We start from the raw sequence: 21,777 nt of genomic DNA, 5'->3' as shown, positions 1-21,777 counted from the left end.
ATCGTCTCCTCAGCAGATAAAGCGTCGGGACGACGAGGCGTACTGGCCCTTCCTGGACCGAATGTTCAGCGCTATCCCTGACGCTAAGCTGGAGGCTAGCCGCTGTGCCAAAACCCTAGGAAATGTCCGACGAACGGAAGGAACCAAGGCAATGGCACAGCTGACTGATCGCGCCGCAGAAGCGACCTTGCGTCGCAAAAGGGCCGCAAAGCGGCCCTGGCGATCTTGAATGAACCGCGTTACCGCCAGAGCGGTGTTTTACTGTTTACCACATCAGATCATCAGGGATCTTGTAAGCCGCGTACGGGTCGTCTTCGTCCGCTTCCTCGACATGGCTATTGAGCAGCAGAATACGGCCAGGGTCGCGCTCCTGGATCTTCAATGCGGCCTCACGGGGGATAACCTCGTAGCCACCGGCATGGGCTACCACGGCCAGCGCACCATTGCTCAGCTTGGTACGCATGAGGGCGTTGACGGCAATGCGCTTGACCTTCTTGTCGTCGACGAAGTTGTAGTAATCCTCGGTGTTCAGCTTGGGCAGGCGAGTGGCCTCGATCAGTTGCTTGACCTGCGCGGCACGGGCCTTCTGCTCGGCCTTTTCCTGCTGCTGGCGGTTCAGTTCCTGGTCACGCCTGGCTTTTTCAGCCATGGCTTCCTTGGCCATGCGCTGCTGGCTGTCGTCGACTTCGACCTGGCCTTTGTGCTCCATGCGCTTTTGTTTCTTTTCAGCTTTGTTGGTCTGCGAGACCTGTTTCTGGTTGACCAGACCGGCTTTGAGCAATTGGTCGCGAAGGGAAAGGCTCATGAATACTCACTCACTTATGCAACAGCTCAGCCGCAGCTGGGCAGGTTCTTTTCCTGACGTTTGGCTTCCCCCCAAAGGGCATCCAGCTCGTCAAGGTCACAATCTTCAATGGGGCGGCCACTGTCGCGCAATGCCTGTTCGATAAAACGGAAGCGTCGTTCGAACTTGCGATTGGCGCGGCGCAAGGCGTGCTCCGGGTCCTGCTGGAGGTGGCGTGCCAGGTTGACGGTGGCGAACAGCAGGTCACCCATTTCATCTTCAAGGGCATCGACATCACCGTCGGCCATGGCCTGCAGCACTTCATCAAGCTCTTCACGGACCTTGTCCAGCACCGGCAATGCCGCTGGCCAGTCGAAACCGACCGTGGCCGCGCGCTTTTGCAGTTTGGCTGCCCGCGACAGCGCCGGCAAGGCTGCCGGAACGTCGTCGAGTAGCGAAAGCTGTTCAGGCTGGCTTTTTTCCGCGCGCTCTTCGGCCTTGATTTCTTCCCAGCGCGACTTGACCTGCGCATCGCTCAAACCGGGGGTATCCATCGGCGCGTACAGCTCGCCAGTGGGGAATACATGCGGGTGACGGCGGATGAGCTTGCGGGTGATGCTGTCGACCACGCCGTCGAACTCGAAACGCCCCTCCTCCCGGGCCAGCTGGCTGTAATAGACCACCTGGAACAGCAAGTCGCCCAGTTCACCTTGCAGGTGCTCGAAATCGCCGCGCTCGATGGTGTCGGCGACCTCGTAGGCCTCTTCGAGGGTGTGCGGGACGATGCTGGCGTAGTTCTGCTTCAGGTCCCACGGGCAGCCGTACTGCGGGTCGCGCAGACGGGCCATGAGATGCAGCAGGTCGTCAAGGGTGTAGGTCATACAGGCAGGTCCTTCGGTGGTGGCTGCTTCGCGGGCTTGCCCGCTCCCACAGGTACGGTGCAGATTTCCAAACCTGCATCCATCCTGTGGGAGCGGGCAAGCCCGCGAAGCTGGCGCCACAGTCTCAAGGGGTACGATTACGCCGCGTTTCGATGATGTTCGGCAACTGCGAGATCCGCCCCAGCAGGCGCCCCAGTGCGTCCAGGCCGGGGATCTCGATGGTCAGCGACATCAGCGCGGTGTTGTCTTCCTTGTTCGATCGGGTATTCACCGCCAGCACGTTGATCTTTTCGTTCAGCAGCACCTGCGACACATCGCGCAGCAGACCCGGGCGGTCGTAGGCACGGATGACGATGTCGACCGGGTAGGTCTGCACCGGGATCGGCCCCCAGCTCACCTGGATCATGCGCTCTGGCTCCCTGCCCGCCAGCTGCAGTACCGAGGCACAGTCCTGGCGATGAATGCTCACGCCACGGCCCTGGGTGATGTAACCGACAATGGCATCGCCCGGTAGCGGCTGGCAGCAGCCGGCCATTTGTGTCAACAGATTGCCGACACCCTGGATCTGGATGTCGCCACGCTTGCCGGTACGCGGACCGGTAGGCTTGCGCGGCACCAGTTCGATCTGCTCGATACGCTCGGGCTCCAGCAACTGCTGGGCAGCGTTGACCAGATGAGCCAGGCGCAAGTCGCCAGCACCGAGCGCGGCAAACATGTCTTCGGCAGTCTTGACGTTGGTCTTCTCGGCCAAGCGCTCGAAATCAACCTGCGGCAGGCCCAGACGACTGAGCTCGCGCTCAAGCAAGGTCTTGCCGGCGGCAACGTTCTGGTCGCGAGCCTGCAGCTTGAACCAGTGGACGATCTTGGCCCGCGCCCGCGAGGTGGTGACGTAGCCCAGGTTGGAGTTCAACCAGTCTCGGCTGGGGTTGCCGTGCTTACTGGTGATAATCTCCACCTGCTCGCCAGTCTGCAGGCTGTAGTTCAACGGCACGATACGGCCATTGATCTTGGCGCCGCGGCAGTTGTGGCCGATCTCGGTGTGCACGCGGTAGGCGAAGTCCAGTGGCGTGGCCCCCTTGGGCAGGTCGATGGCGTGGCCGTCGGGGGTGAACACATAAACCCGGTCAGGCTCGATATCGACCCGCAACTGCTCGGCCAGGCCACCGATGTCGCCCAGCTCTTCGTGCCATTCCAGCACCTGGCGCAACCAGGAAATCTTCTCTTCGTAGTGGTTGGAGCTGGGCTTGACGTCCGTGCCCTTGTAGCGCCAGTGGGCGCATACCCCAAGCTCGGCCTCTTCGTGCATGCCGTGGGTGCGGATCTGCACCTCCAGCACCTTGCCCTCGGGGCCGATTACCGCGGTGTGCAACGAGCGGTAGCCGTTCTCCTTGGGGTTGGCGATGTAGTCGTCGAACTCCTTGGGAATATGTCGCCACAAGGTGTGCACGATGCCCAGCGCGGTGTAGCAGTCGCGGATTTCCGGCACCAGTACGCGCACCGCTCGCACGTCGTAGATCTGGCTGAACTCCAGGCCTTTGCGCTGCATCTTGCGCCAGATCGAATAGATATGTTTCGCCCGACCGCTGATGTCGGCATTTACGCCAGTGGCAAGCAACTCGTTCTGCAGCTGGGTCATCACGTCGCTGATGAAGCGCTCGCGGTCCAGCCGCCGCTCATGCAACAGCTTGGCGATCTGCTTGTACTGGTCGGGCTCCAGGTAGCGGAAGGAGAGGTCTTCCAGCTCCCACTTGATGTGACCGATACCCAGGCGGTGCGCGAGCGGCGCATAGATGTCGAACACTTCACGCGCGACGCGCAGGCGTTTCTCGTCGTCGGCGGACTTGACCGCACGGATTGCGCACGTGCGTTCGGCCAGCTTGATCAGTGCCACGCGCACGTCGTCGACCATGGCCACCAGCATCTTGCGCAGGTTTTCGACCTGCGCCTGCGAACCCAGCACCAGCGACTGTCGCGGGCTGAGGCTGGCACTGATGGCGGCCATGCGCAGCACGCCGTCGATCAGCTTGGAGACCACCGGGCCAAAACACTGGCTGACTTCGGCGAGGGTGACCTTGCCCTCGCGCACCGAACGGTAGATGACCGCAGCCACCAGGGAGTCCTGGTCGAGCTTGAGGTCAGCCAGAATTTCGGCGATTTCCAGGCCAGCCTGGAAGCTGGACGTACCATCCGCCCAGGAATGCTTGGCCGGGTTGCCCTTTTTCTCTACCTCATGCGCAAACTCGCAGGCTTCTTTCAGCGCTGCGCGATCCAGTGCCGAATCGACGCTTACCACATGGTCCAACCATGCTTCGAGATTGATACTGCCGTCAGTGTTGACCGGCTGGTGCACTCTCACCTGTACCATCTTTGTTTTACCTTTCCATGCAGCACACCATACGGATGTGCTGGCGATCACCGTGCGGCCGCCATTCCGTGGCAACCGCACCAAGGGGCCAGTCAGCTAGCCCGCTTCGAATAACGCCATGGCCTCGACATGCGCCGTCTGAGGAAACATGTCGAGAATCCCGGCCCTTTTTAACCGGTACCCCTGGCCGACCAGCACTTGGGCGTCTCTCGCCAGCGTGGCCGGGTTGCACGATACGTAGACCAGCCTTCTGGCCTTGAGGCGGGCGATGCCTTGCACCACCTCGAAAGCACCGTCGCGCGGTGGATCCAAGAGTACCGCAGAAAAGCCCTCGGCGGCCCATCCGGTGCCTGCCAAAGGCTGCGATAAATCGGCCTGAAAAAACCGTGCGTTATGCACATTGTTGTTCCGGGCATTGGCCGCGGCCCGATCGACCATGGCCTGCACACCTTCCACTGCCACCACCTCACGCGCCTGGCGAGCCAGCGGCAGGGCAAAGTTACCCAGACCGCAGAACAAGTCCAGCACACGCTCGTCGGCCTGTGGCGCGAGCCAGGCCAAGGCCTGCTCGATCATCGCGGTATTGACCTGGGCATTCACCTGCACGAAGTCGCCCGGGCGCCAGGCCAGCTCCAGCTGCCAAGGTGCCAGGGCAAAGCCCAACTGCGCAGCAGGGTCCACGGGCGCCGGCTCAGCTTCGCCTTGCAGCCATAGCTGGGCATTGGCTTGCTCGCAGAACGCTTGCAGCCTGGCCTGGTCCTCAGCCGGCAACGGCATGACGTGGCGCACCAGAACCGCCTCGGCGGTGCCACTGAACAGCTCCACATGGCCCAGAGCCTGCGGTTTGCTCAACGAGCGCAGCACCGTCGGCAAGTGGCGCAGAATCGACTGCAAGGGCTGTACCAGCACGGCACAATCGTCGATGGCAATGATGTCCTGGCTGGCTTCGGCGCGGAACCCCACCTCCAGTTGACGCGCCTTGACGTCCCAGCGCACGGCCACACGGGCCCGGCGCCGGTAGCCGAATTCCGGCCCGCTCAGGGGTGTGGCCCATTCCTCGGGTTGCACGCCGGCCACCCGCTGCAACTGCTCGGCGAGGGTGCGCTGCTTCAGCGCCAGTTGCGCTTCGTGCGGCAGGTGCTGCAGGTTGCAGCCACCGCAGCGGTCGTAGTAGCGACATGGCGCCTCACGGCGTTCGGGCCCGGCCTGCAGCAACCGCTCCAGGCGGGCTTCGACCACTTTGCCACGGGCATTGAGCACGCGTGCCTCCACGGCCTCACCGGCCAAGGCGCCGCTGACGAACCAGGTACGCCCGTCGAGGAAGGCGATGCCACGGCCGTCACCGGCCAGGCGCTCGATGTCCAGCCGTTGCTTCTTGCCCACTGGGACCTGGGAGGTGCGATTGCCGCCGGCCGGCTGGAAGCGCAGGCCGCTGTTGCTTTTTTTCTTGGACATTTAGCGTGGGTCAAACAGGCCAGTGGACAGATAACGGTCGCCGCGGTCGCAAATGATCGCAACCATCACGGCATTTTCCACTTCGCGGGACAGACGCAACATGGCCGCGACCGCACCACCAGAAGACACGCCGCAGAAAATGCCCTCTTCACGCGCAAGGCGACGGGTGGTGTCTTCGGCTTCCTGCTGCGACATGTCGACCACGCGGTCGACGCGGGTGGCGTCGAAGATTTTCGGCAGGTATTCCTCGGGCCAGCGGCGAATGCCCGGAATGGCCGAGCCCTCCATCGGTTGCAGGCCGATGATCTGCACCGCAGGGTTCTGTTCCTTGAGGTACTGCGAGCAGCCCATGATGGTACCGGTGGTACCCATGGAGCTGACGAAATGGGTAATGGTGCCCTGGGTCTGCTGCCAGATCTCCGGGCCGGTACTGTTGTAGTGGGCGATCGGATTGTCGCCGTTGGCGAACTGGTCGAGCACCAGGCCACGGCCTTCGGCCTGCAGCTTCTCGGCCAGGTCACGGGCGCCTTCCATACCCTCCTCCTTGGTCACAAGGATCAGCTCGGCGCCATAGGCCGTCATGGCGGCCTTGCGCTCGGCGGTGGAGTTGTCGGGCATGATCAGGATCATCTTGTAGCCCTTGATCGCCGCCGCCATCGCCAGGGCGATGCCCGTGTTGCCTGAGGTGGCTTCGATCAGGGTATCGCCTGGCTTGATCTGGCCACGCAGTTCGGCGCGAGCGATCATCGACAGTGCCGGGCGGTCCTTCACCGAGCCGGCGGGATTGTTACCTTCGAGCTTGAGCAGGAGGGTATTGCTGGTTTCGCCAGCGATGCGCTGCAGGCGAACCAGTGGCGTATTGCCGACGCAATCGGCGATGGTTGGGTACTGCAAGGTCATGGGCGTATTTCGCAATCCGGACGGCGGGGTGCCTATCATACCGGCAAACCCTTCGCGGCCATATCACGCAATCTGTAGTGCATATAGCTACAAGCTATAACGGTGTGACATGTGCTGGCCTCTTCGCGGGTAAACCCGCTCCTACGGGGATCCGCTAGCCTGTAGGAGCGGGTTTACCCGCGAAGAGGCCGGCACATGCAACGGCAACTTCATCCACAAGCGCAACCCGCGCTTGCCATTCTGCGCCCACAAGGTCCCGCCCTGGCGCTGAATGGCACTGCGGGCGATGCTCAAGCCCAGACCGAAGCCCCCATCCCCCGGCCGAGAACCGTCCAGCCGCGAGAACGGCGCGAAGATCCGCTCCAGGTCCTCTTCAGCCACACCGCCACCTTCATCCTCCAACCATAGCCACCAATAACCGCCTTCGCGCTGGCCTCCCAGCCGCACCACCCCCTCGGCCGGCGAGTGACGAATGGCATTGCGCAACATGTTCTCCAGCGCCTGAGCCAGGTGGTTGAGGTTGCCCTGCACCCAGCAGTCGGCCGGCACTTCGCAGCGCAATTGCGCAGGCGACCAGCCGCTCTCGTAGCTGGCATTTTCGGCCAGCAACTCCCACAAGGCGTGGACCTCGATCGGCTCCAGGTTCATCGGCGCACGCTCGGCGTCCTGCCAGGCCAGTTGCAGGGTGTCTTCGACCAGTTGCTGCATGCAGTCCACTTCACGGATCAGGCGATCACGCAGACGCTGCAGGTCGGTTTCACCATCGCAGGCCACCCGCAGCCGGCTCAGCGGCGTACGCATTTCGTGGGACAGGTCGCGCAGCAACTGCTGCTGCATAGCCACCGTGCCTTGCAGCCGCTCGGCCATCTGGTCAAAGGCACGCGCCAGTTCGCCCAACTCGTCATGCCGGGCGATGGTGCGCGAGTCCAGGCGGGCCGACAGCTGATCGGCCCGCCAGGCATTGGCCTGCTCGCGAAGTTGATTGAGCGGCACGATCAACATGCGGTACAGGCCTACACACAACAGCAAGGTGAACAGCCCCGGGATAATGCCATTGGTGACGATGCGCCACAGCACGCGGTGCTGGCCCGGATTGAAGCGCTGCGGCAGCTCGATCACCAGCATGCCCTGCTCCGGCGCCCCCGGGAACGGTATGCGCACCCACGGCTGGTCGACGCTGCGCCGACTCATGGGCCAATCGACACCGCGCAGGCGCGTCAGACGCTGCATGATCTGCGGGTTGAGTGTGGCGTTGTCGAGCGGCCGCAGGTTGATGTCGAGCACGCCAACCCAGCCCCGTTCGCGCTGATGCATGGCCGCCACCCATTGGTCCAGCCCTGCCCGACCGCCGCTGCGCCAGGCCTTTTCAGCTTCGGCGGCATAGCCCAGCAACGTCTGCCGTGCCGGCTGCGAGAGGAAGGCGTTCTGGGTTTCCATATGCCGGCCCCAGGTATAGCTGAGGCCGATCATCAGCAGGCAGAAGCCCACCAGCAAGATGGCCAGCTTCCAGAACAGCGAATGGCGGTCGAGCATGGTTCACTCTGCCTCGCCGGCACTGAGCACGTAACCCTTGCCCCACACGGTGCGGATCTGCCGTTCGTGATAACCGATGCCCTTGAGCTTGCGGCGGATCTGGCTGACGTGCATGTCCAGGCTGCGGTCGTGCCGTGAATAGCCGCGCTGCAACACCTGCTGGTACAGGAACGGCTTGCTGAGGACCTCGTCGAGGTTGCGGTTGAGGATGTCCAGCACGCGGTATTCGCTGGGGGTCAGACCTGCCAGGCGATTATCCAGGCACACGTCACACAACCCCTCGTCGAACTGCAGCTCGCCGCAGTTGGCTTGCTCCAGCGGGCCTTGATGCCGCCGCTCCAGGGCCACGCGGCGCAGAATCGCCTCGATGCGCACCTGCAACTCGGCCATGCTGAATGGCTTGGGCAGGTAATCGTCAGCACCGCGCTGAAAGCCGCTGATACGGTCGGCCTCGGCTCCCAGCGCCGACATCAGGATTACCGGCGTGGCGCTGCGCCTGCGCAACTGCGCCAAGGCGTCCAGCCCATCAAGCCCGGGCAGCAGGATGTCCATGAGCACAACATCGAAAGCCTGGCGGCCAGCCGTTTCCAGGCCCTCCAGGCCATTGCGGCACCAGGTGACCTGGAAGCCCCCGCGCTGCAATTCCTCTTGCAGATAGGCACCAAGAACCGGGTCGTCCTCGATGGCAAGGATATTGGAGTTGTAAATAGCTACAGGATTCATTGGCAACTGCCATTAATTCTCAATTGAGCGATTATTGAGCATTCGCCACCTGCCAGGCAACCGCGTTGCGACCAATACCCCGGCAACAGCGCATGACACATACTAAAGAGATGCAATGGTGCCGCAGGCGGAGTAACTTCGCGGCTTGGCCGTTACCACTTGACGGCATCCAGGCACATCAGAGGAGGCGATTGTGCTCGATCGTTTGGGAATCCGCAGTCGGGTCTTGCTGCTGGCACTGCTGCCGGCCGGCTTGATGGCCCTGGTGCTGGGTAGCTATTTCACCTGGCTGCAACAGAACGACCTGCGCACCCAGCTGTTGCAGCGCGGCAAAATGATCGCCGAACAACTGGCGCCACTGGCCGCACCCGCCATGGCCCGGCTCGCGCCTGCGCAACTGGAGAGAATTGCCGCACAAACCCTGGAGCAGGCCGATGTGCGCGCAGTTGCGTTCCTGGCCCCAGACCGCACGCGCCTGGCCCACGCAGGCCCGAGCATGCTCAACCTGCCGCCCAGCGGCGGTACCGGCACCCAACTCCTGCAGCGCAGTGGCAACGACGCCACCCGCTACCTGATGCCAGTGTTCGGCCACCACCGTGACCTGGCCACCGACGCCGTGCCCGCCGAAGCCGATCGCCTGCTGGGCTGGGTAGAGATCGAGTTGTCGCACGACGGCACGCTGCTGCGCGGCTACCGCAACCTGTTCACCAGCCTGTTGCTGATCCTCGCTTGCCTGGCACTCAGTGGCCTGCTGGCGCTGCGCATGAGCCGCACCATCAACGACCCTATCGAGCGCATCAAGCACGCGGTCAACCAGCTCAAGGACGGGCACCTCGAGGAACGCCTGCCGACCCTGGGCAGCCATGAGCTGGACGAACTGGCCCACGGCATCAACCGCATGGCCGAAACCCTGCAAAACGCCCACGAAGAACTGCAGCACAGCATCGACCAGGCCACCGAAGACGTGCGCCAGAACCTGGAAACCATCGAAATCCAGAACATCGAGCTGGACATGGCGCGCAAAGAGGCACTTGAGGCCAGCCGCATCAAGTCGGAGTTCCTGGCCAACATGAGCCACGAAATCCGCACCCCGCTCAACGGCATCCTCGGTTTTACCCACCTGCTGCAAAAAAGCGAGATGACACCCCGCCAGCTCGACTACCTGAACACCATCGAGAAGTCTGCTGACAACTTGCTGGGAATCATCAACGAGATCCTCGATTTCTCCAAGATCGAAGCCGGCAAGCTGGTGCTCGACAGCATACCGTTCAACCTGCGTGACCTGATCCAGGACACCCTGACCATCCTCGCTCCGGCCGCCCACGCCAAGCAGCTGGAATTGCTGAGCCTGATCTACCGCGACACGCCTGCTTCGCTGGTTGGCGACCCGTTGCGGCTCAAGCAGATCCTCACCAACCTGGTCAGCAATGCCATCAAGTTCACCCGCGAAGGCACCATCGTCGTGCGCGCCATGCTGGAAGACGAGCACGAAGACTGCGCGCAGTTGCGCATCAGCGTGCAGGACACCGGCATCGGCCTGTCACCACAGGATGTGCGCACACTGTTCCAGGCCTTCAGCCAGGCTGACAACTCACTGGCCCGCCAGCCCGGCGGCACCGGTCTAGGGCTGGTGATTTCCAAGCGCCTGATCGAACAGATGGGCGGCGAGATCGGCGTCGACAGTACCCCTGGCGAAGGTTCGCAGTTCTGGATCAGCCTCAACCTGCCCAAGGCGCATGACGATGCTGAAGAACTGCCACCGCAGCCATTGCTGGGCCGCCGTGCCGCCATTGTCGATGGCCACGAACTGGCACGCCAGGCGTTGGAGCACCAGTTGCAAGACTGCGGCCTCAGCGTGAGCCTTTTCGGCTCCTATGACCAGTTGCTGCAGGGGGTGCAGGCCGCCAGCCAGGCCGGCCTGCCGTTCGAGTTCGCGGTGCTCGGGGCCAACCTGGGCAACCTGTCGCCCGAGCAACTGGGCCATTATCACCAGCAGCTCGAGCGTTACCACTGCCAGTGCGTGGTGCTGTGCCCGACCACCGAGCAGGCGCTTTACCACCCATACCTGCCTAACGGCCATGGCCAATTGCTGTCCAAGCCGACCTGCACCCGCAAGCTGCGGCGTCTCTTGCTGGAACTGGTGCAACCACGTCGACCGCTGGCCGATGCAAATAACCCCAATGGCCAGCGCCGACCGAAAATACTCTGCGTCGACGACAATGCCGCCAACCTGCTGCTGGTGAAAACCCTGCTCGAAGACTTGGGTGCCGAGGTACTGGCCGTCAACAATGGCCATGCGGCGGTACAGGCCGTGCAGGGCGAGCTGTTCGACCTGGTGCTGATGGATGTGCAGATGCCCGGCATGGACGGCCGCGCCTGTACTGAACAGATCCGCCTGTGGGAGAACACCCAAAGCGGCAATCCGCTGCCGATCGTCGCCCTCACGGCCCATGCCATGGCCAACGAAAAACGTGCGTTATTGCACAGCGGCATGGACGACTACCTGACCAAACCGATCAGCGAACGGCAACTGGCCCAGGTGGTGATGAAGTGGACCGGCCTGAGCCTGGGCACACCGCAGCAGGCGCAGGCCGAGTTGCTGACCAACGGCGACGAACTGAAGGTACTCGACCCCGAAGAGGGCCTGCGCCTGGCCGCTGGCAAGGCAGATCTGGCGGCTGACATGCTGAGCATGCTGCTGGCGTCGCTGGATACGGACCGTGAAGCCATACGCGCCGCCCGCGCAGCCGATGACCGCAATGGCCTGATCGAGCAAGTACACCGTCTGAACGGTGCCTCACGCTATTGCGGCGTGCCGCAATTAAGGGCAGCGTGCCAACGCAGCGAAACCTTGCTGAAGCAGGACAATCCGCAGGCGCAGCAGGCCCTGGATGAACTGGACAGCGCGATCAGCCGGCTGGCGGCACAGGCCAGATTGAGCGCTTGAGTGGATCTGGGCCTCGCTGGGTATGCCTTGACAGGCAGCGCCCCACCCAAAACATGCATTGCAAAGGAGTTCCACCATGCGCGCCCTGTTGTTCAGCAGCCAGCACTACGACCAGGAAAGCTTCACCGAGGCTGCCCGCGGCACCACCCTGGAGCTGCATTTCCAGCCCGCCCGCCTGACCCTCGACACCGCCGCCCTGGCAGATGGCTTTGAGGTGGTCTGCGCCTTCATCAATGATGAGCTCGGCGAACCGGTGCTGCAGCGCCTGGCCGCAGCTGGCACGCGGTTGATCGCGCTGCGCTCGGCCGGCTACAACCACGTCGACCTGGCCGCCGCCCAGCGCTTGGGCCTGGCCGTGGTGCGTGTGCCGGCCTACTCGCCACACGCCGTTGCCGAGCATGCCGTGGCGCTCATCCTGGCACTCAACCGGCGTCTGCATCGGGCCTACAACCGCACTCGCGAAGGCGACTTCACCTTGCACGGGCTGACCGGTTTCGATCTGCACGGCAAAACCGTCGGGGTGGTCGGTACCGGCCAGATCGGTGCCGCCTTTGCCCGCATCATGGCCGGTTTCGGCTGCAAGCTGCTGGCGTACGACCCCTACCCCAACCCAGAGCTGCTGGCCCTTGGCGCCCGCTACATGCCCCTGCCCGAGCTATTGCGCGAAGCCCGCATCATCAGCCTGCACTGCCCACTGACCGAGCACACTCGCCACCTGATCAATGCGCAAAGCCTGGCCCAGTTGCAGCCCGGCGCCATGCTGATCAACACCGGTCGCGGTGCGCTGGTCGACACCCCTGCGCTGATCGACGCACTGAAGAGCGGCCAGCTTGGCTACCTGGGCCTGGACGTCTACGAAGAAGAAGCCCAACTGTTCTTCGAGGACCGCTCCGACCTGCCCTTGCAAGACGATGTGCTAGCTCGGCTGCTGACCTTCCCCAACGTGATCATCACCGCCCACCAGGCTTTCCTCACCCGCGAGGCGCTGGATGCCATTGCCGCGACCACACTGGACAACATCAACCGCTGGGCGGCAGGCAATCCACAGAATCTGGTAATGGGTTAGTGCTAGGATACGCGGCATTTCTGGAGGACCCATGGTCGAACACGATTTTCGCTACACCCTTTTCAACCCGCAACACACCCTGATCGAGTGCCGTGCGTTGGTGCCAGGCCGCTATCAGGTCACCGGCAACGGCGGCTCGATGCACAAAGGCGACAGCCTGCTGGTCACGCTCAAGGGCAGCAAGGATTTGTCCATGCGCCTGACCGTGGAAAGCGTGCGCCACCTGATCAACCCACGCGGCCAGTGGGTTGCCGTGGCGAGCGGCCCGGTGTTCAACGAGCTGGAAATCCTCACCTGGCAGGTCGAATGCGATCGCTGCGATGCGGTGCTGGGCTTCGAGTTCGCGGTAGACGCCAAGCTCGGCAAGGCAGCTCGTCAACCGGCTGCCAGTGCCCGTATCGCAGAGCTGGGCTGGGCCAGCCGTGGCGAAAAACACCTGTGCCCACGTTGCCAGGAGAGCGCCGAGTGAAGAATCTGCTGACCGGCGTGCTGATTGCAACCGGCCTGCTCGGCTGCGCCACAGAACCTTCCAAGCTGCAGCAGGAGCGCAGCTACGTGCTGGAGTGGATTGGCGAACGACCACTGATCGACTACAGCCACCTGACCCTGACACTGGCCAGCGACGGCCGTGCCTATGGCAACGGCGGCTGCAACCACTGGTTTGCGCCTTACACGCTCGATGGCGAGCACCTCAGCTTCGGCAAGGTCGGCAAGACCCGCAAGCTGTGCGCACCCGCGCTGATGGAACAGGAAAAGCGCTTCCTGCAGGCGCTGGAAACGGTAGAGCGTTGGGATGTGTCACCGGTGGAGCAGATACGCTTCTGGCCGGCCGAAGGCAAGCCGCTGCGCTTCTGGCCCGAGGAAGGCTGAGGATTGCCGGGGCCGCTTTGCGGCCCTTCGCGGGCGCGCCCGCTCCCACAGTTTATCGCGTCCCCCTGTGGGAGCGGGCGTGCCCGCGAAGGGCTGCAGAACGGCCCCGAATGCATCAGGCGCCTTTCAGGGCCTTGATCTTTGCCTGCAACCCTTCCAGGGTCTGCTCGCCCATCAACTGCTCACGCACCTTGCCCTTGTCGTCGATGATGTAGGTCACCGGCAAGGCCTCGCTACGCGGCAGGTCATAGCGCTCGGCCGGGTCCTGGGCCAGCACGGTGAAACCGATGCCCAGGGTTTCGGCAGCCTGCTTCAGGTCCTGCCCCTGCAGGCCATCGAAGTTCACCCCCACCACCTTGACGCCATCAGCCGCCCACTGCTTGGCCGCTGCGTTCAGTTCCGGGATTTCGGTACGGCACGGCCCGCACCACTCAGCCCAGTAGTTGAGCACCAGCCAGTGCCCTTCGATCTGTTCGGCCTTAACCGTATTACCGTGTTGGTCCACGCCATAATCGGCACCGCAACCACCGAGCAACAGGCTCGCGGTGATGGCCAGTACTGCTGCCAAACGCCTTGCCATGGGTCAATCCTTCTCGAGTTTTAAAGCAAATTGGTCAGTCGCTGCGGTTAGAATAGCCGCCACACCCAGCTGGATGCGACCCGACATGACTGACCTCACGCTCTATCATAACCCGCGCTGCTCGAAATCCCGCGGCGCCCTTGAACTGCTCGAAGCCCGCGGCCTGGCCCCGACCATCGTGCGCTACCTGGAAACCCCGCCCGACGCTGCCACCCTCAAGGCCTTGCTCGGCAAGCTGGGCATCGCCCCGCGCCAATTGCTGCGCAGCGGCGAGGACGAATATAAAACACTGAACCTGGCCGACCCGGCACTGACCGACGCGCAACTGATCGAGGCCATGGCCCAGCACCCCAAACTGATCGAGCGGCCGATCCTGGTTGCCGGTGACAAGGCCGTGGTCGGTCGTCCGCCAGAAAAAGTGCTGGAGATCCTGCCGTGAGCGCGCCCTACATCCTGGTGCTGTATTACAGCCGCCATGGAGCGACCAGCGAAATGGCCCGGCACATCGCCCGCGGTATCGAGCTGGCCGGCATGGAGGCGCGCCTGCGCACGGTGCCCGCGATTTCCACCGAATGCGAAGCGGTGGCCCCGGATATTCCGGCCAGTGGCGCGCTGTACGCCACCCTTGATGACCTGCGCCACTGCGCAGGCCTGGTACTGGGCAGCCCGACCCGGTTCGGCAACATGGCAGCGCCACTCAAGTACTTCCTGGATGGCACCAGCAGCCTTTGGCTAGGCGGTGAGCTGGTCGGCAAACCGGCTGGCGTGTTCACCTCCACCGCCAGCCTGCACGGCGGCCAGGAAACGACTTTGCTGTCGATGATGCTGCCACTGATGCACCACGGCATGTTGGTGATGGGCCTGCCCTACAGCGAGTCGGCACTGCTCGAGACCCGCGGCGGCGGCACGCCTTATGGCGCCAGCCACCACGCAGGTGCCGATGGCAAGCGCGAACTCGACTCCCACGAAATCACCCTGTGCCGCGCCCTGGGCCAACGCCTGGCGACCACGGCCAAGGCCCTGGAGGCGGCGCGTGGCTAGAAAGCCCAAGGTATTGCCACCGCTGCAATGGCTGGTACCACGCCTGCGCCTGACGCGGGCATTCAGCCTGGCATGCTTCTTCGGCCTGATCGCCCTGCTGGTGGTGAACAACCTGTGGTTCGCCAACCTGCACGGGGCCCGGGTCGAGGTGATCCTGGCGATCGAATTGGTGCCGTTGCTGTTGCTGCTGCCAGGCATGCTGAAAGGCAGCGCCCGGGCGCATGCCTGGACCTGCTTCGTGGTGAATATCTATTTCATCAAGGGCGTGCTGGCGGCGTTCGACCCGGCCCGGGCGGTATTCGGCTGGCTTGAAGTGCTGGTGAGCCTGGGGCTGTTCATTGCCGGGCTACTGTACGTGCGCTGGAAGTTCCAGCATGAGCGGCGCATGGCAGGCGAAGGCAGTTAGATTTTTTGCGGGCACGCCCGCTCCCACAGGTACTGCACAGGCCTTAAGTGCGGTGCGATTCCTGTGGGAGCGGGCGTGCCCGCGAATGGGAGCAACACAAGGCTCAATGGTTGACGGTGTGCGCCAGCATCACCGACAACTGGCACAGCGGCCGCCCGCTCTCTGCATGCCACTGGTTGAACGCCTGCTGCACCAGAGCCAGGTCGCGCTGGCTGGTTGGCTGCTTGTCGATCACCTTCTGTGCAATCAACGCCGCTGCCATGTCATCGGTCGGGATGAAGGTGTCCTTGCCGACCATGCGCAAGAACCGTGGCGCCGACAACCCGCCCAACTGGTTGCCGTGCTTGGCCAGGTACTTCCACAAGCCGACAATGTCGGTCACTGGCCAGTCGGCGATAAATGCCCCAAAACTGCCATGCGCCTTGGCGATATCCAGCACCATTTGCGCATTGCGCGGCACGCTCTTGAGCTTGCCCAGGTGGCGAATGATGCGCTCGTCGTGCATTAGCCGCTCCAGATGCTCGGCACCCATCAACACCACTTTCTCCGGATCGAAGCCGAAGAACACCTGCTCGAACGCCGGCCACTTGGCGTCCACCAGGCTGTGCTTGAGCCCGGCGCGAAACACCCGCAGGGCCAGCGTCGACAGGTAGCGGTCGTCACTGATGTCGCGCAGTTGCGCCGGCGTGCGCGGCTGCGGCAGGAAAGCCTCCAGCGCCTGGGCCGAGCCAAAGCGGTTAAGGCAGTACTCATGCAACCACTGGTAATCGCGCATGGGCTCAGATGTTCAGCACGTCGAGGAAACGCGGGGTAGCGTTTTCGTCGATCTTCAGGCTGGTGAAGTCAAACAGGTTCCGGTCGGCCAACTGCGACGGAGCCACGTTCTGCAGGGCACGGAAGATGCTCTCGGTACGGCCCGGGTGCTTGCGTTCCCACTCCACCAGCATGTCCTTGACCACCTGGCGCTGCAGGTTTTCCTGCGAGCCGCACAGGTTGCACGGGATGATCGGGAATTCCTTCATGTCCGAGTAGGCCTGGATGTCCTTCTCGCTGCAGTAGGCCAGCGGGCGGATCACCACGTTGCGGCCGTCGTCGGCGCGCAGCTTCGGCGGCATGCCCTTGAGCGCGCCGTTGAAGAACATGTTGAGGAAGAAGGTTTCGACGATGTCGTCGCGGTGATGCCCCAGCGCCATCTTGGTAGCGCCAATTTCGTCGGCAAAGGTGTACAGGGTACCGCGGCGCAGACGAGAACACAGCGAGCAAGTGGTCTTGCCTTCGGGTACCAGCTCCTTTACCACCGAGTAGGTATCCTTCTCGACGATGTGGTACTCGACACCCAGTTCCTTGAGGTAGGCCGGCAATACGTGCTCAGGGAAGCCCGGCTGTTTCTGGTCCATGTTCACCGCCACGATCTGGAACGTGATCGGTGCCACCTTCTGCAGGTGCAACAGAACGTCGAGCATGGTGTAGCTGTCCTTGCCGCCGGACAGGCAGACCATGACCTTGTCGCCATCCTCGATCATGTTGTAGTCGGTGATGGCTTCGCCAGCGAGACGACGCAGGCGTTTTTGCAGTTTGTTCTGGTTGACCGAGAGGGTGCCCATAGCGCTTGGATCCGCGAGGTGTGACAAAAGCCGGCTATTTTACGCACAAACGCAGCATCGCTGTAGGCATTCCGATAAAGACTTCAATGTAATCAACAGCACCGCTTACAGCGCAATTTGCTCTAAAAAGCGCGGTTTATGTGGGTAACGGCTTCCTATACTGCCACATAAGGCCACATTACCGCTTGCATCGGTGTTAGGGCCTCGGGCCGCTTGCGCTCCATATGGGGGGCGTTTGGCAACATTGAGAGGAGTGATCGGCATGATTCATCACGTTGTGGGGCTGTTTACCCATCCCGATCAGGAATGGCGGGAAATTCGTGGCGAAGAAGAAACCATCAGCCACATGTACCTGACGCACACCCTGATCCTCGCGGCGATTCCTGCCGTTTCGGCGTTTATCGGCACAACCCAGGTGGGCTGGGTGATCGGTGACCGGCCGGCAGTGATGCTGACCATGGAAAGCGCTGTCTGGATGAGCATCATGTCATACCTGGCCATGCTCGCTGGGGTGGCGGTAATGGGCGCTTTCATCCACTGGATGGCCCGCACCTACGATGCCAACCCGTCCATGGCGCAATGCATCGCCTTTGCCACCTACACCGCCACACCCTTGTTTATCGGCGGCCTGGCGGCGCTTTACCCGCACCTGTGGCTGGGCATGCTGATCGGCACAGCTGCCATCTGCTACACGGTATACCTGCTGTATGTCGGCTTGCCGACGTTCATGAACATACCATCGGATGAAGGCTTCCTGTTCTCCAGCTCAGTGCTGGCAGTAGGCTTGGTGGTACTGGTGGCAATCATGGCGGCTACCGTCATTATCTGGGGACTGGGCGTGGGGCCCGTCTACACCAACTAGAACAGACTGAACCAACACTGGGGCATCAACCAGGGGCCGCCGCAAGGCGGCTTCTGGCTGTGCGCTGACCGGTGACTCGGCAAGCCACCTGCGCTTGCGGCATAATGCCTGGCTAGGAGAACCGCCCCGCCATGCCCGAGCAGCTCAAACAACGCGTCGAAACCTGCTACCAGCAAGCCGAAGCCTTTTTCAAACGCCGCTTTCCGCGCCCCGAAGTCAGCTTCAAACTGCGCGGGCAAAAAGCCGGCGTCGCCCACCTGCACGAGAATCTGCTGCGCTTCAACCTGCAGCTCTACCGCGAAAACCAGGAAGACTTCCTGCGCCAGACCGTGGCCCATGAAGTGGCGCACCTGGTTGCCCACCAACTGTTTGGCGACCGCATCCAGGCCCACGGTGAAGAGTGGCAGTTGATCATGCGCGGGGTGTATGAGCTGCCGCCCAATCGTTGCCACAACTATGACGTGCAACGGCGCGCAGTGACCCGCTACATCTACCGCTGCCCATGCCCGAAAAGCGACTTCCCGTTTACCGCGCAGCGGCACAAGCTGGTGCACCAGGGGCGGCGATACCTGTGCAAGCGGTGCCGGGAAGTTCTGGTGTACAGCGGCGAGACGCGGGTCGAATAGACCGGGGATCGCCTGCACCGGCCCTTTCGCGGGCAAGCCCGCTCCTACAGGTGCAGCGCACGTCTCGAGAATTGCACGCCCCCCGTAGGAGCGGGTTTACCCGCGAAAGGGCCAGAACAGGCAATGCACAAATCCCAGGCATAAGAAAGGCGACCCGAGAGTCGCCTTCCTGAACCAATCTGCGCCTTACTTCTCGACGAAGGCACGCTCGATCAGGTAGTCACCCGGCTCGCGCATGCGCGGGGAGATCTTCAGGCCGAAGCTGTCCAGCACTTCGCTGGTCTCGTCGAGCATGCTCGGGCTGCCACAGATCATCGCGCGGTCGTCTTGCGGGTTGATCGGCGGCAGGCCGATGTCGCTGAACAGCTTGCCGCTGCGCATCAGGTCGGTCAGACGGCCCTGATTTTCGAACGGCTCACGGGTCACGGTCGGGTAGTAGATCAGCTTGTCGCGAACCGACTCACCGAAGAACTCGTTCTGCGGCAGGTGCTCGGTGATGAACTCGCGGTAGGCGACTTCGTTCACGTAGCGCACGCCATGGACCAGGATCACTTTTTCAAAGCGCTCGTAGGTTTCCGGATCCTGGATGACGCTCATGAACGGCGCCAGGCCAGTACCGGTGCTCAGCAGGTACAGGTGCTTGCCAGGGTTCAGGTCGTCGAGTACCAGGGTACCGGTAGGCTTCTTGCTGATGATGATCTCATCGCCTTCCTTCAGGTGTTGCAGCTGCGAGGTCAGCGGGCCGTCCGGTACCTTGATGCTGAAGAATTCAAGGTGCTCTTCCCAGTTCGGCGAAGCGATGGAGTAGGCACGCATGAGCGGACGGCCGTTGTCCTGCTGCAGGCCGATCATCACGAACTGACCGTTCTCGAAGCGCAGGCCCGGGTCGCGGGTGCACTTGAAGCTGAACAGGGTGTCGTTCCAGTGGTGCACACTGAGGACACGTTCGTGGTTCATGTTGCTCATCGATGGGGCTCCTGAAGAAAAACGCGCGCGCAAAGCGCACAGTTGCGCAATAGTTTAGGGGCAGCGACAATATCTGTTAACTGGATTATCAAGATATGTGTTATCGGTTATATCGATATGCGATTCACACTCCGTCAAATGCAAGTCTTCGTTGCTGTCGCCCAGCACCAAAGCGTCTCTCGGGCCGCCAGCCTGTTGGCGCTGTCGCAGTCGGCTGCCAGCACCTCTATCACCGAGCTGGAGCGCCAATCGAGCTGCCAGCTGTTCGACCGTGCCGGCAAACGCCTGGCCCTCAATGCCTTGGGCCATCAACTGCTGCCACAAGCAGTAGCCCTGCTTGACCAGGCCAAGGAAATCGAAGACTTGCTCAACGGCAAATCCGGTTTCGGCTCGCTGGCGGTCGGCGCCACACTGACCATCGGCAACTACCTGGCCACCCTGCTGATCGGCAACTACATGCAGACACACCCGGAAAGCCAGGTAAAACTGCATGTTCAAAATACTGCGCATATCGTGCAACAGGTCGCGCACTACGAAATTGATCTGGGTCTAATCGAAGGCGACTGCAATCACCCCGACCTGGAGGTTCAGCCGTGGGTCGAGGACGAACTGGTGGTGTTCTGTGCGCCACAGCACCCACTGGCGAAACTGGGCCGCGCCGATATCGAAAGCCTTTCGCAAGAGGCATGGATCCTGCGCGAACAAGGCTCAGGCACGCGCCTGACCTTCGACCAGGCCATGCGCCATCACCGCGCCAACCTGAATATTCGCCTGGAGCTGGAGCACACCGAAGCGATCAAGCGGGCGGTGGAGTCGGGCCTGGGCATCGGTTGCATTTCACGTCTGGCCCTGCGTGACGCCTTCCGCCGTGGCAGCCTGGTACCTGTGGAAACCCCGGAACTGGACCTGCTGCGCCAGTTCTACTTCATCTGGCACAAACAAAAGTACCAGACCTCGGCCATGCGTGAGTTTCTCGAGCTATGCCGCAACTTCACTGCGGGCTTTACCCGCAGCGACGAAATCGTGCTGCCGCCGATCGCTTAAAGCAGGATCACCCCCCACACCAACGCCACCATGGTCAGTGCCACCAGCTGTGCGGCGCTGCCCATGTCCTTGGCGTTTTTCGACAGAGGGTGGCGCTCCAGCGAAATGCGATCGATGGCCGCCTCCACCGCCGAGTTGAACAGCTCGACGATCAGCCCCAGCAGGCAAACCACAATCATGATTGCCCGTTCGGCGCGGCTGACCGGCAACCACAAGGCGATCGGGATCAGCAGCACATTGAGCAGCACCAGCTGGCGGAATGCGGCCTCGCCCTTGAAGGCGGCTCGCAGGCCGTCCAGCGAGTAGCCAGCGGCGTTCAAGATGCGTTTGAGGCCGGTCTGGCCCTTGAATGGCGAGGTCATGTAAGTCACTTCACAGCAGAAAGGCCAGCAGACTAGACCGGCTCGGGTCAAAAAAGCGTGAAGCCACGCGCACTCAGTTGCTGGCAACCGATTCCAGTTGTTGCAGCAGCAACGCAGCCTGGGTCCGGGTACGCACACCCAGCTTGCGGAAGATCGCGGTAACGTGGGCCTTGATGGTCGCTTCCGACACGCTCAGCTCATAGGCGATCTGCTTGTTCAGCAAGCCTTCACAAACCATGGTCAGTACGCGGAACTGCTGCGGCGTGAGGCTGGCCAAGCCTTCGCTGGCGGCCTTGGCCTCGGCCGAAACATCGACCTTTTCGAACGCCTGCGGCGGCCACCAGACCTCACCGTCAAGCACCTTGCGCACCGCATCCTGGATCACTTCCAGGGTGCTGGACTTGGGAATGAAACCACTGGCGCCGAACTCGCGGGACTTGACCACCACGGCGGCCTCTTCCTGTGCCGAAACCATCACCACGGGGATCTGCGGGTACTGCCCGCGTAGCAGCACCAGACCGGAAAAACCGTAGGCACCCGGCATGTTCAAGTCCAGCAGCACCAGGTCCCAGTCGGCTTTTTCGCTCAGGCGGGTTTCCAGTTCGGCAATGCTCGCAACTTCGACCAGACGCACATCGGAGCCAAGCCCGAGGGTAACGGCCTGGCGCAGGGCGCCACGGAACAGTGGGTGGTCATCGGCAATCAGGATTTCGTATGTGGCCATCGATCTAAGGATCCTGTTCTGTGCCAGGCACTCGAGAG

23 protein-coding genes are annotated in these 21,777 nt (G+C 62.4%); 10 read left to right on the top strand and 13 right to left on the bottom strand.

What is annotated here, in order from left to right:
* Positions 1-265 precede the first annotated feature (265 nt).
* The 7 genes from ACF8RA_RS08050 to ACF8RA_RS08020 all read right to left on the bottom strand — a co-directional run bounded on the left by ACF8RA_RS08050 (position 266) and on the right by ACF8RA_RS08020 (position 8,641).
* A complete protein-coding gene (locus tag ACF8RA_RS08050) occupies positions 266-805 on the bottom strand; it encodes a DUF2058 domain-containing protein (RefSeq protein WP_176685495.1) in 540 nt (179 codons plus the stop codon).
* Between the two features lie 26 nt (positions 806-831).
* Positions 832-1,665 (bottom strand): nucleoside triphosphate pyrophosphohydrolase, encoded by an 834-nt coding sequence (gene mazG, locus ACF8RA_RS08045; RefSeq protein ID WP_176685496.1) that lies wholly within the window; start codon positions 1,663-1,665, stop codon positions 832-834.
* 124 nt (positions 1,666-1,789) lie between these two features.
* Entirely contained in the window at positions 1,790-4,030 is a 2,241-nt protein-coding gene (gene relA / locus ACF8RA_RS08040) for a GTP diphosphokinase (RefSeq protein ID WP_176685497.1), read from the bottom strand.
* Between the two features lie 96 nt (positions 4,031-4,126).
* Positions 4,127-5,485: a 23S rRNA (uracil(1939)-C(5))-methyltransferase RlmD gene (gene rlmD / locus ACF8RA_RS08035; protein WP_392518999.1), complete on the bottom strand. Its 1,359-nt coding sequence runs from the start codon at positions 5,483-5,485 to the stop codon at positions 4,127-4,129.
* Positions 5,486-6,385 carry a cysteine synthase CysM gene (gene cysM / locus ACF8RA_RS08030; RefSeq protein ID WP_010952713.1) on the bottom strand — a complete coding sequence of 300 codons (900 nt, stop codon included), beginning with the start codon at positions 6,383-6,385 and terminating at the stop codon, positions 5,486-5,488. It abuts the gene before it with no gap.
* A gap of 141 nt (positions 6,386-6,526) precedes the next feature.
* Positions 6,527-7,918 (bottom strand): sensor histidine kinase, encoded by a 1,392-nt coding sequence (locus ACF8RA_RS08025; protein ID WP_176685499.1) that lies wholly within the window; start codon positions 7,916-7,918, stop codon positions 6,527-6,529.
* 3 nt (positions 7,919-7,921) lie between these two features.
* Entirely contained in the window at positions 7,922-8,641 is a 720-nt protein-coding gene (locus ACF8RA_RS08020; RefSeq protein ID WP_176685500.1) for a response regulator transcription factor, read from the bottom strand.
* Between the two features lie 193 nt (positions 8,642-8,834).
* Here ACF8RA_RS08020 and ACF8RA_RS08015 point away from each other — a divergent pair, with 193 nt between their 5' ends.
* From ACF8RA_RS08015 to ACF8RA_RS08000, 4 genes are all read left to right on the top strand, one after another.
* A complete protein-coding gene (locus ACF8RA_RS08015) occupies positions 8,835-11,588 on the top strand; it encodes a response regulator (RefSeq protein ID WP_176685501.1) in 2,754 nt (917 codons plus the stop codon).
* A 76-nt stretch (positions 11,589-11,664) separates the two neighbouring features.
* Positions 11,665-12,654: a 2-hydroxyacid dehydrogenase gene (locus tag ACF8RA_RS08010; RefSeq protein ID WP_176685502.1), complete on the top strand. Its 990-nt coding sequence runs from the start codon at positions 11,665-11,667 to the stop codon at positions 12,652-12,654.
* Between the two features lie 31 nt (positions 12,655-12,685).
* Positions 12,686-13,123 (top strand): hypothetical protein, encoded by a 438-nt coding sequence (locus tag ACF8RA_RS08005; RefSeq protein ID WP_176685503.1) that lies wholly within the window; start codon positions 12,686-12,688, stop codon positions 13,121-13,123.
* Positions 13,120-13,524 (top strand): META domain-containing protein, encoded by a 405-nt coding sequence (locus ACF8RA_RS08000; protein WP_021782541.1) that lies wholly within the window; start codon positions 13,120-13,122, stop codon positions 13,522-13,524. The genes ACF8RA_RS08005 and ACF8RA_RS08000 overlap by 4 nt, the downstream gene beginning before the upstream one ends.
* 115 nt (positions 13,525-13,639) lie before the next feature.
* On the opposite strand, the gene ACF8RA_RS07995 is transcribed toward ACF8RA_RS08000, so the two are convergent.
* A complete protein-coding gene (locus ACF8RA_RS07995; RefSeq protein ID WP_010952706.1) occupies positions 13,640-14,104 on the bottom strand; it encodes a peroxiredoxin family protein in 465 nt (154 codons plus the stop codon).
* A gap of 85 nt (positions 14,105-14,189) precedes the next feature.
* Here ACF8RA_RS07995 and arsC point away from each other — a divergent pair, with 85 nt between their 5' ends.
* The 3 genes from arsC to ACF8RA_RS07980 are packed head-to-tail and all read left to right on the top strand — an operon-like array spanning position 14,190 to position 15,551.
* Positions 14,190-14,543, top strand: a complete 354-nt coding sequence (gene arsC, locus ACF8RA_RS07990) for an arsenate reductase (glutaredoxin) (protein ID WP_103469350.1) — start codon at positions 14,190-14,192, stop codon at positions 14,541-14,543.
* Entirely contained in the window at positions 14,540-15,145 is a 606-nt protein-coding gene (gene wrbA, locus ACF8RA_RS07985; protein ID WP_176682784.1) for an NAD(P)H:quinone oxidoreductase, read from the top strand. The genes arsC and wrbA overlap by 4 nt, the downstream gene beginning before the upstream one ends.
* Positions 15,138-15,551: a DUF2069 domain-containing protein gene (locus ACF8RA_RS07980; protein ID WP_176682783.1), complete on the top strand. Its 414-nt coding sequence runs from the start codon at positions 15,138-15,140 to the stop codon at positions 15,549-15,551. The genes wrbA and ACF8RA_RS07980 overlap by 8 nt, the downstream gene beginning before the upstream one ends.
* 103 nt (positions 15,552-15,654) lie before the next feature.
* On the opposite strand, the gene ACF8RA_RS07975 is transcribed toward ACF8RA_RS07980, so the two are convergent.
* Together ACF8RA_RS07975 and ttcA are read right to left on the bottom strand one after the other, a co-directional pair.
* On the bottom strand, positions 15,655-16,326 hold the full coding sequence (locus ACF8RA_RS07975) for a DNA-3-methyladenine glycosylase I (protein WP_176682782.1): 672 nt from the start codon (positions 16,324-16,326) through the stop codon (positions 15,655-15,657).
* Positions 16,327-16,330: 4 nt separating this feature from the next.
* Positions 16,331-17,155 carry a tRNA 2-thiocytidine(32) synthetase TtcA gene (gene ttcA, locus ACF8RA_RS07970; protein WP_339443485.1) on the bottom strand — a complete coding sequence of 275 codons (825 nt, stop codon included), beginning with the start codon at positions 17,153-17,155 and terminating at the stop codon, positions 16,331-16,333.
* A gap of 262 nt (positions 17,156-17,417) precedes the next feature.
* Here ttcA and ACF8RA_RS07965 point away from each other — a divergent pair, with 262 nt between their 5' ends.
* Positions 17,418-18,017, top strand: a complete 600-nt coding sequence (locus ACF8RA_RS07965; protein WP_103443838.1) for a Yip1 family protein — start codon at positions 17,418-17,420, stop codon at positions 18,015-18,017.
* Positions 18,018-18,148: 131 nt separating this feature from the next.
* Entirely contained in the window at positions 18,149-18,643 is a 495-nt protein-coding gene (locus tag ACF8RA_RS07960) for a SprT family zinc-dependent metalloprotease (protein ID WP_252459427.1), read from the top strand.
* Positions 18,644-18,829: 186 nt separating this feature from the next.
* On the opposite strand, the gene fpr is transcribed toward ACF8RA_RS07960, so the two are convergent.
* Complete coding sequence (gene fpr / locus ACF8RA_RS07955; protein WP_003252381.1) at positions 18,830-19,609, bottom strand: ferredoxin-NADP reductase; 780 nt, start codon at positions 19,607-19,609, stop codon at positions 18,830-18,832.
* 117 nt (positions 19,610-19,726) lie between these two features.
* Between fpr and finR the strand changes: the two genes are divergently transcribed.
* The gene (gene finR, locus ACF8RA_RS07950; protein WP_003252379.1) at positions 19,727-20,653 is read left to right on the top strand and encodes a LysR family transcriptional regulator FinR; all 927 of its coding nucleotides are present in this window, start codon (positions 19,727-19,729) and stop codon (positions 20,651-20,653) included.
* Here the strand turns inward: finR and ACF8RA_RS07945 are convergent.
* Positions 20,650-21,015 carry a diacylglycerol kinase gene (locus tag ACF8RA_RS07945; RefSeq protein ID WP_176682780.1) on the bottom strand — a complete coding sequence of 122 codons (366 nt, stop codon included), beginning with the start codon at positions 21,013-21,015 and terminating at the stop codon, positions 20,650-20,652. The genes finR and ACF8RA_RS07945 overlap by 4 nt on opposite strands.
* 73 nt (positions 21,016-21,088) lie before the next feature.
* Positions 21,089-21,739 (bottom strand): response regulator transcription factor ErdR, encoded by a 651-nt coding sequence (gene erdR / locus ACF8RA_RS07940; protein ID WP_010952699.1) that lies wholly within the window; start codon positions 21,737-21,739, stop codon positions 21,089-21,091.
* Positions 21,740-21,777: the final 38 nt, after the last annotated feature.

Origin of the sequence: Pseudomonas sp. FYR_5 (genome assembly GCF_043106315.1) — a bacterium.
Classification (GTDB): Bacteria; Pseudomonadota; Gammaproteobacteria; order Pseudomonadales; family Pseudomonadaceae; genus Aquipseudomonas; species Aquipseudomonas putida_Y.
This window is presented reverse-complemented; position numbering and strand designations above follow the sequence as displayed.

Coding starts and splice junctions, on each gene's coding strand:
- finR (WP_003252379.1), top strand. CDS start 19,727: ATGCGATTCACACTCCGTCAAATGCAAGTCTTCGTTGCTGTCGCCCAG.
- ACF8RA_RS08025 (WP_176685499.1), bottom strand. CDS start 7,918: ATGCTCGACCGCCATTCGCTGTTCTGGAAGCTGGCCATCTTGCTGGTG.
- ACF8RA_RS08005 (WP_176685503.1), top strand. CDS start 12,686: ATGGTCGAACACGATTTTCGCTACACCCTTTTCAACCCGCAACACACC.
- ACF8RA_RS07960 (WP_252459427.1), top strand. CDS start 18,149: ATGCCCGAGCAGCTCAAACAACGCGTCGAAACCTGCTACCAGCAAGCC.
- cysM (WP_010952713.1), bottom strand. CDS start 6,385: ATGACCTTGCAGTACCCAACCATCGCCGATTGCGTCGGCAATACGCCA.
- erdR (WP_010952699.1), bottom strand. CDS start 21,739: ATGGCCACATACGAAATCCTGATTGCCGATGACCACCCACTGTTCCGT.
- ACF8RA_RS07945 (WP_176682780.1), bottom strand. CDS start 21,015: ATGACCTCGCCATTCAAGGGCCAGACCGGCCTCAAACGCATCTTGAAC.
- arsC (WP_103469350.1), top strand. CDS start 14,190: ATGACTGACCTCACGCTCTATCATAACCCGCGCTGCTCGAAATCCCGC.
- ACF8RA_RS08020 (WP_176685500.1), bottom strand. CDS start 8,641: ATGAATCCTGTAGCTATTTACAACTCCAATATCCTTGCCATCGAGGAC.
- mazG (WP_176685496.1), bottom strand. CDS start 1,665: ATGACCTACACCCTTGACGACCTGCTGCATCTCATGGCCCGTCTGCGC.
- ACF8RA_RS08010 (WP_176685502.1), top strand. CDS start 11,665: ATGCGCGCCCTGTTGTTCAGCAGCCAGCACTACGACCAGGAAAGCTTC.
- ACF8RA_RS07965 (WP_103443838.1), top strand. CDS start 17,418: ATGATTCATCACGTTGTGGGGCTGTTTACCCATCCCGATCAGGAATGG.
- ACF8RA_RS07975 (WP_176682782.1), bottom strand. CDS start 16,326: ATGCGCGATTACCAGTGGTTGCATGAGTACTGCCTTAACCGCTTTGGC.
- rlmD (WP_392518999.1), bottom strand. CDS start 5,485: ATGTCCAAGAAAAAAAGCAACAGCGGCCTGCGCTTCCAGCCGGCCGGC.
- ACF8RA_RS07995 (WP_010952706.1), bottom strand. CDS start 14,104: ATGGCAAGGCGTTTGGCAGCAGTACTGGCCATCACCGCGAGCCTGTTG.
- ACF8RA_RS08050 (WP_176685495.1), bottom strand. CDS start 805: ATGAGCCTTTCCCTTCGCGACCAATTGCTCAAAGCCGGTCTGGTCAAC.
- fpr (WP_003252381.1), bottom strand. CDS start 19,609: ATGAGCAACATGAACCACGAACGTGTCCTCAGTGTGCACCACTGGAAC.
- relA (WP_176685497.1), bottom strand. CDS start 4,030: ATGGTACAGGTGAGAGTGCACCAGCCGGTCAACACTGACGGCAGTATC.
- ttcA (WP_339443485.1), bottom strand. CDS start 17,155: ATGGGCACCCTCTCGGTCAACCAGAACAAACTGCAAAAACGCCTGCGT.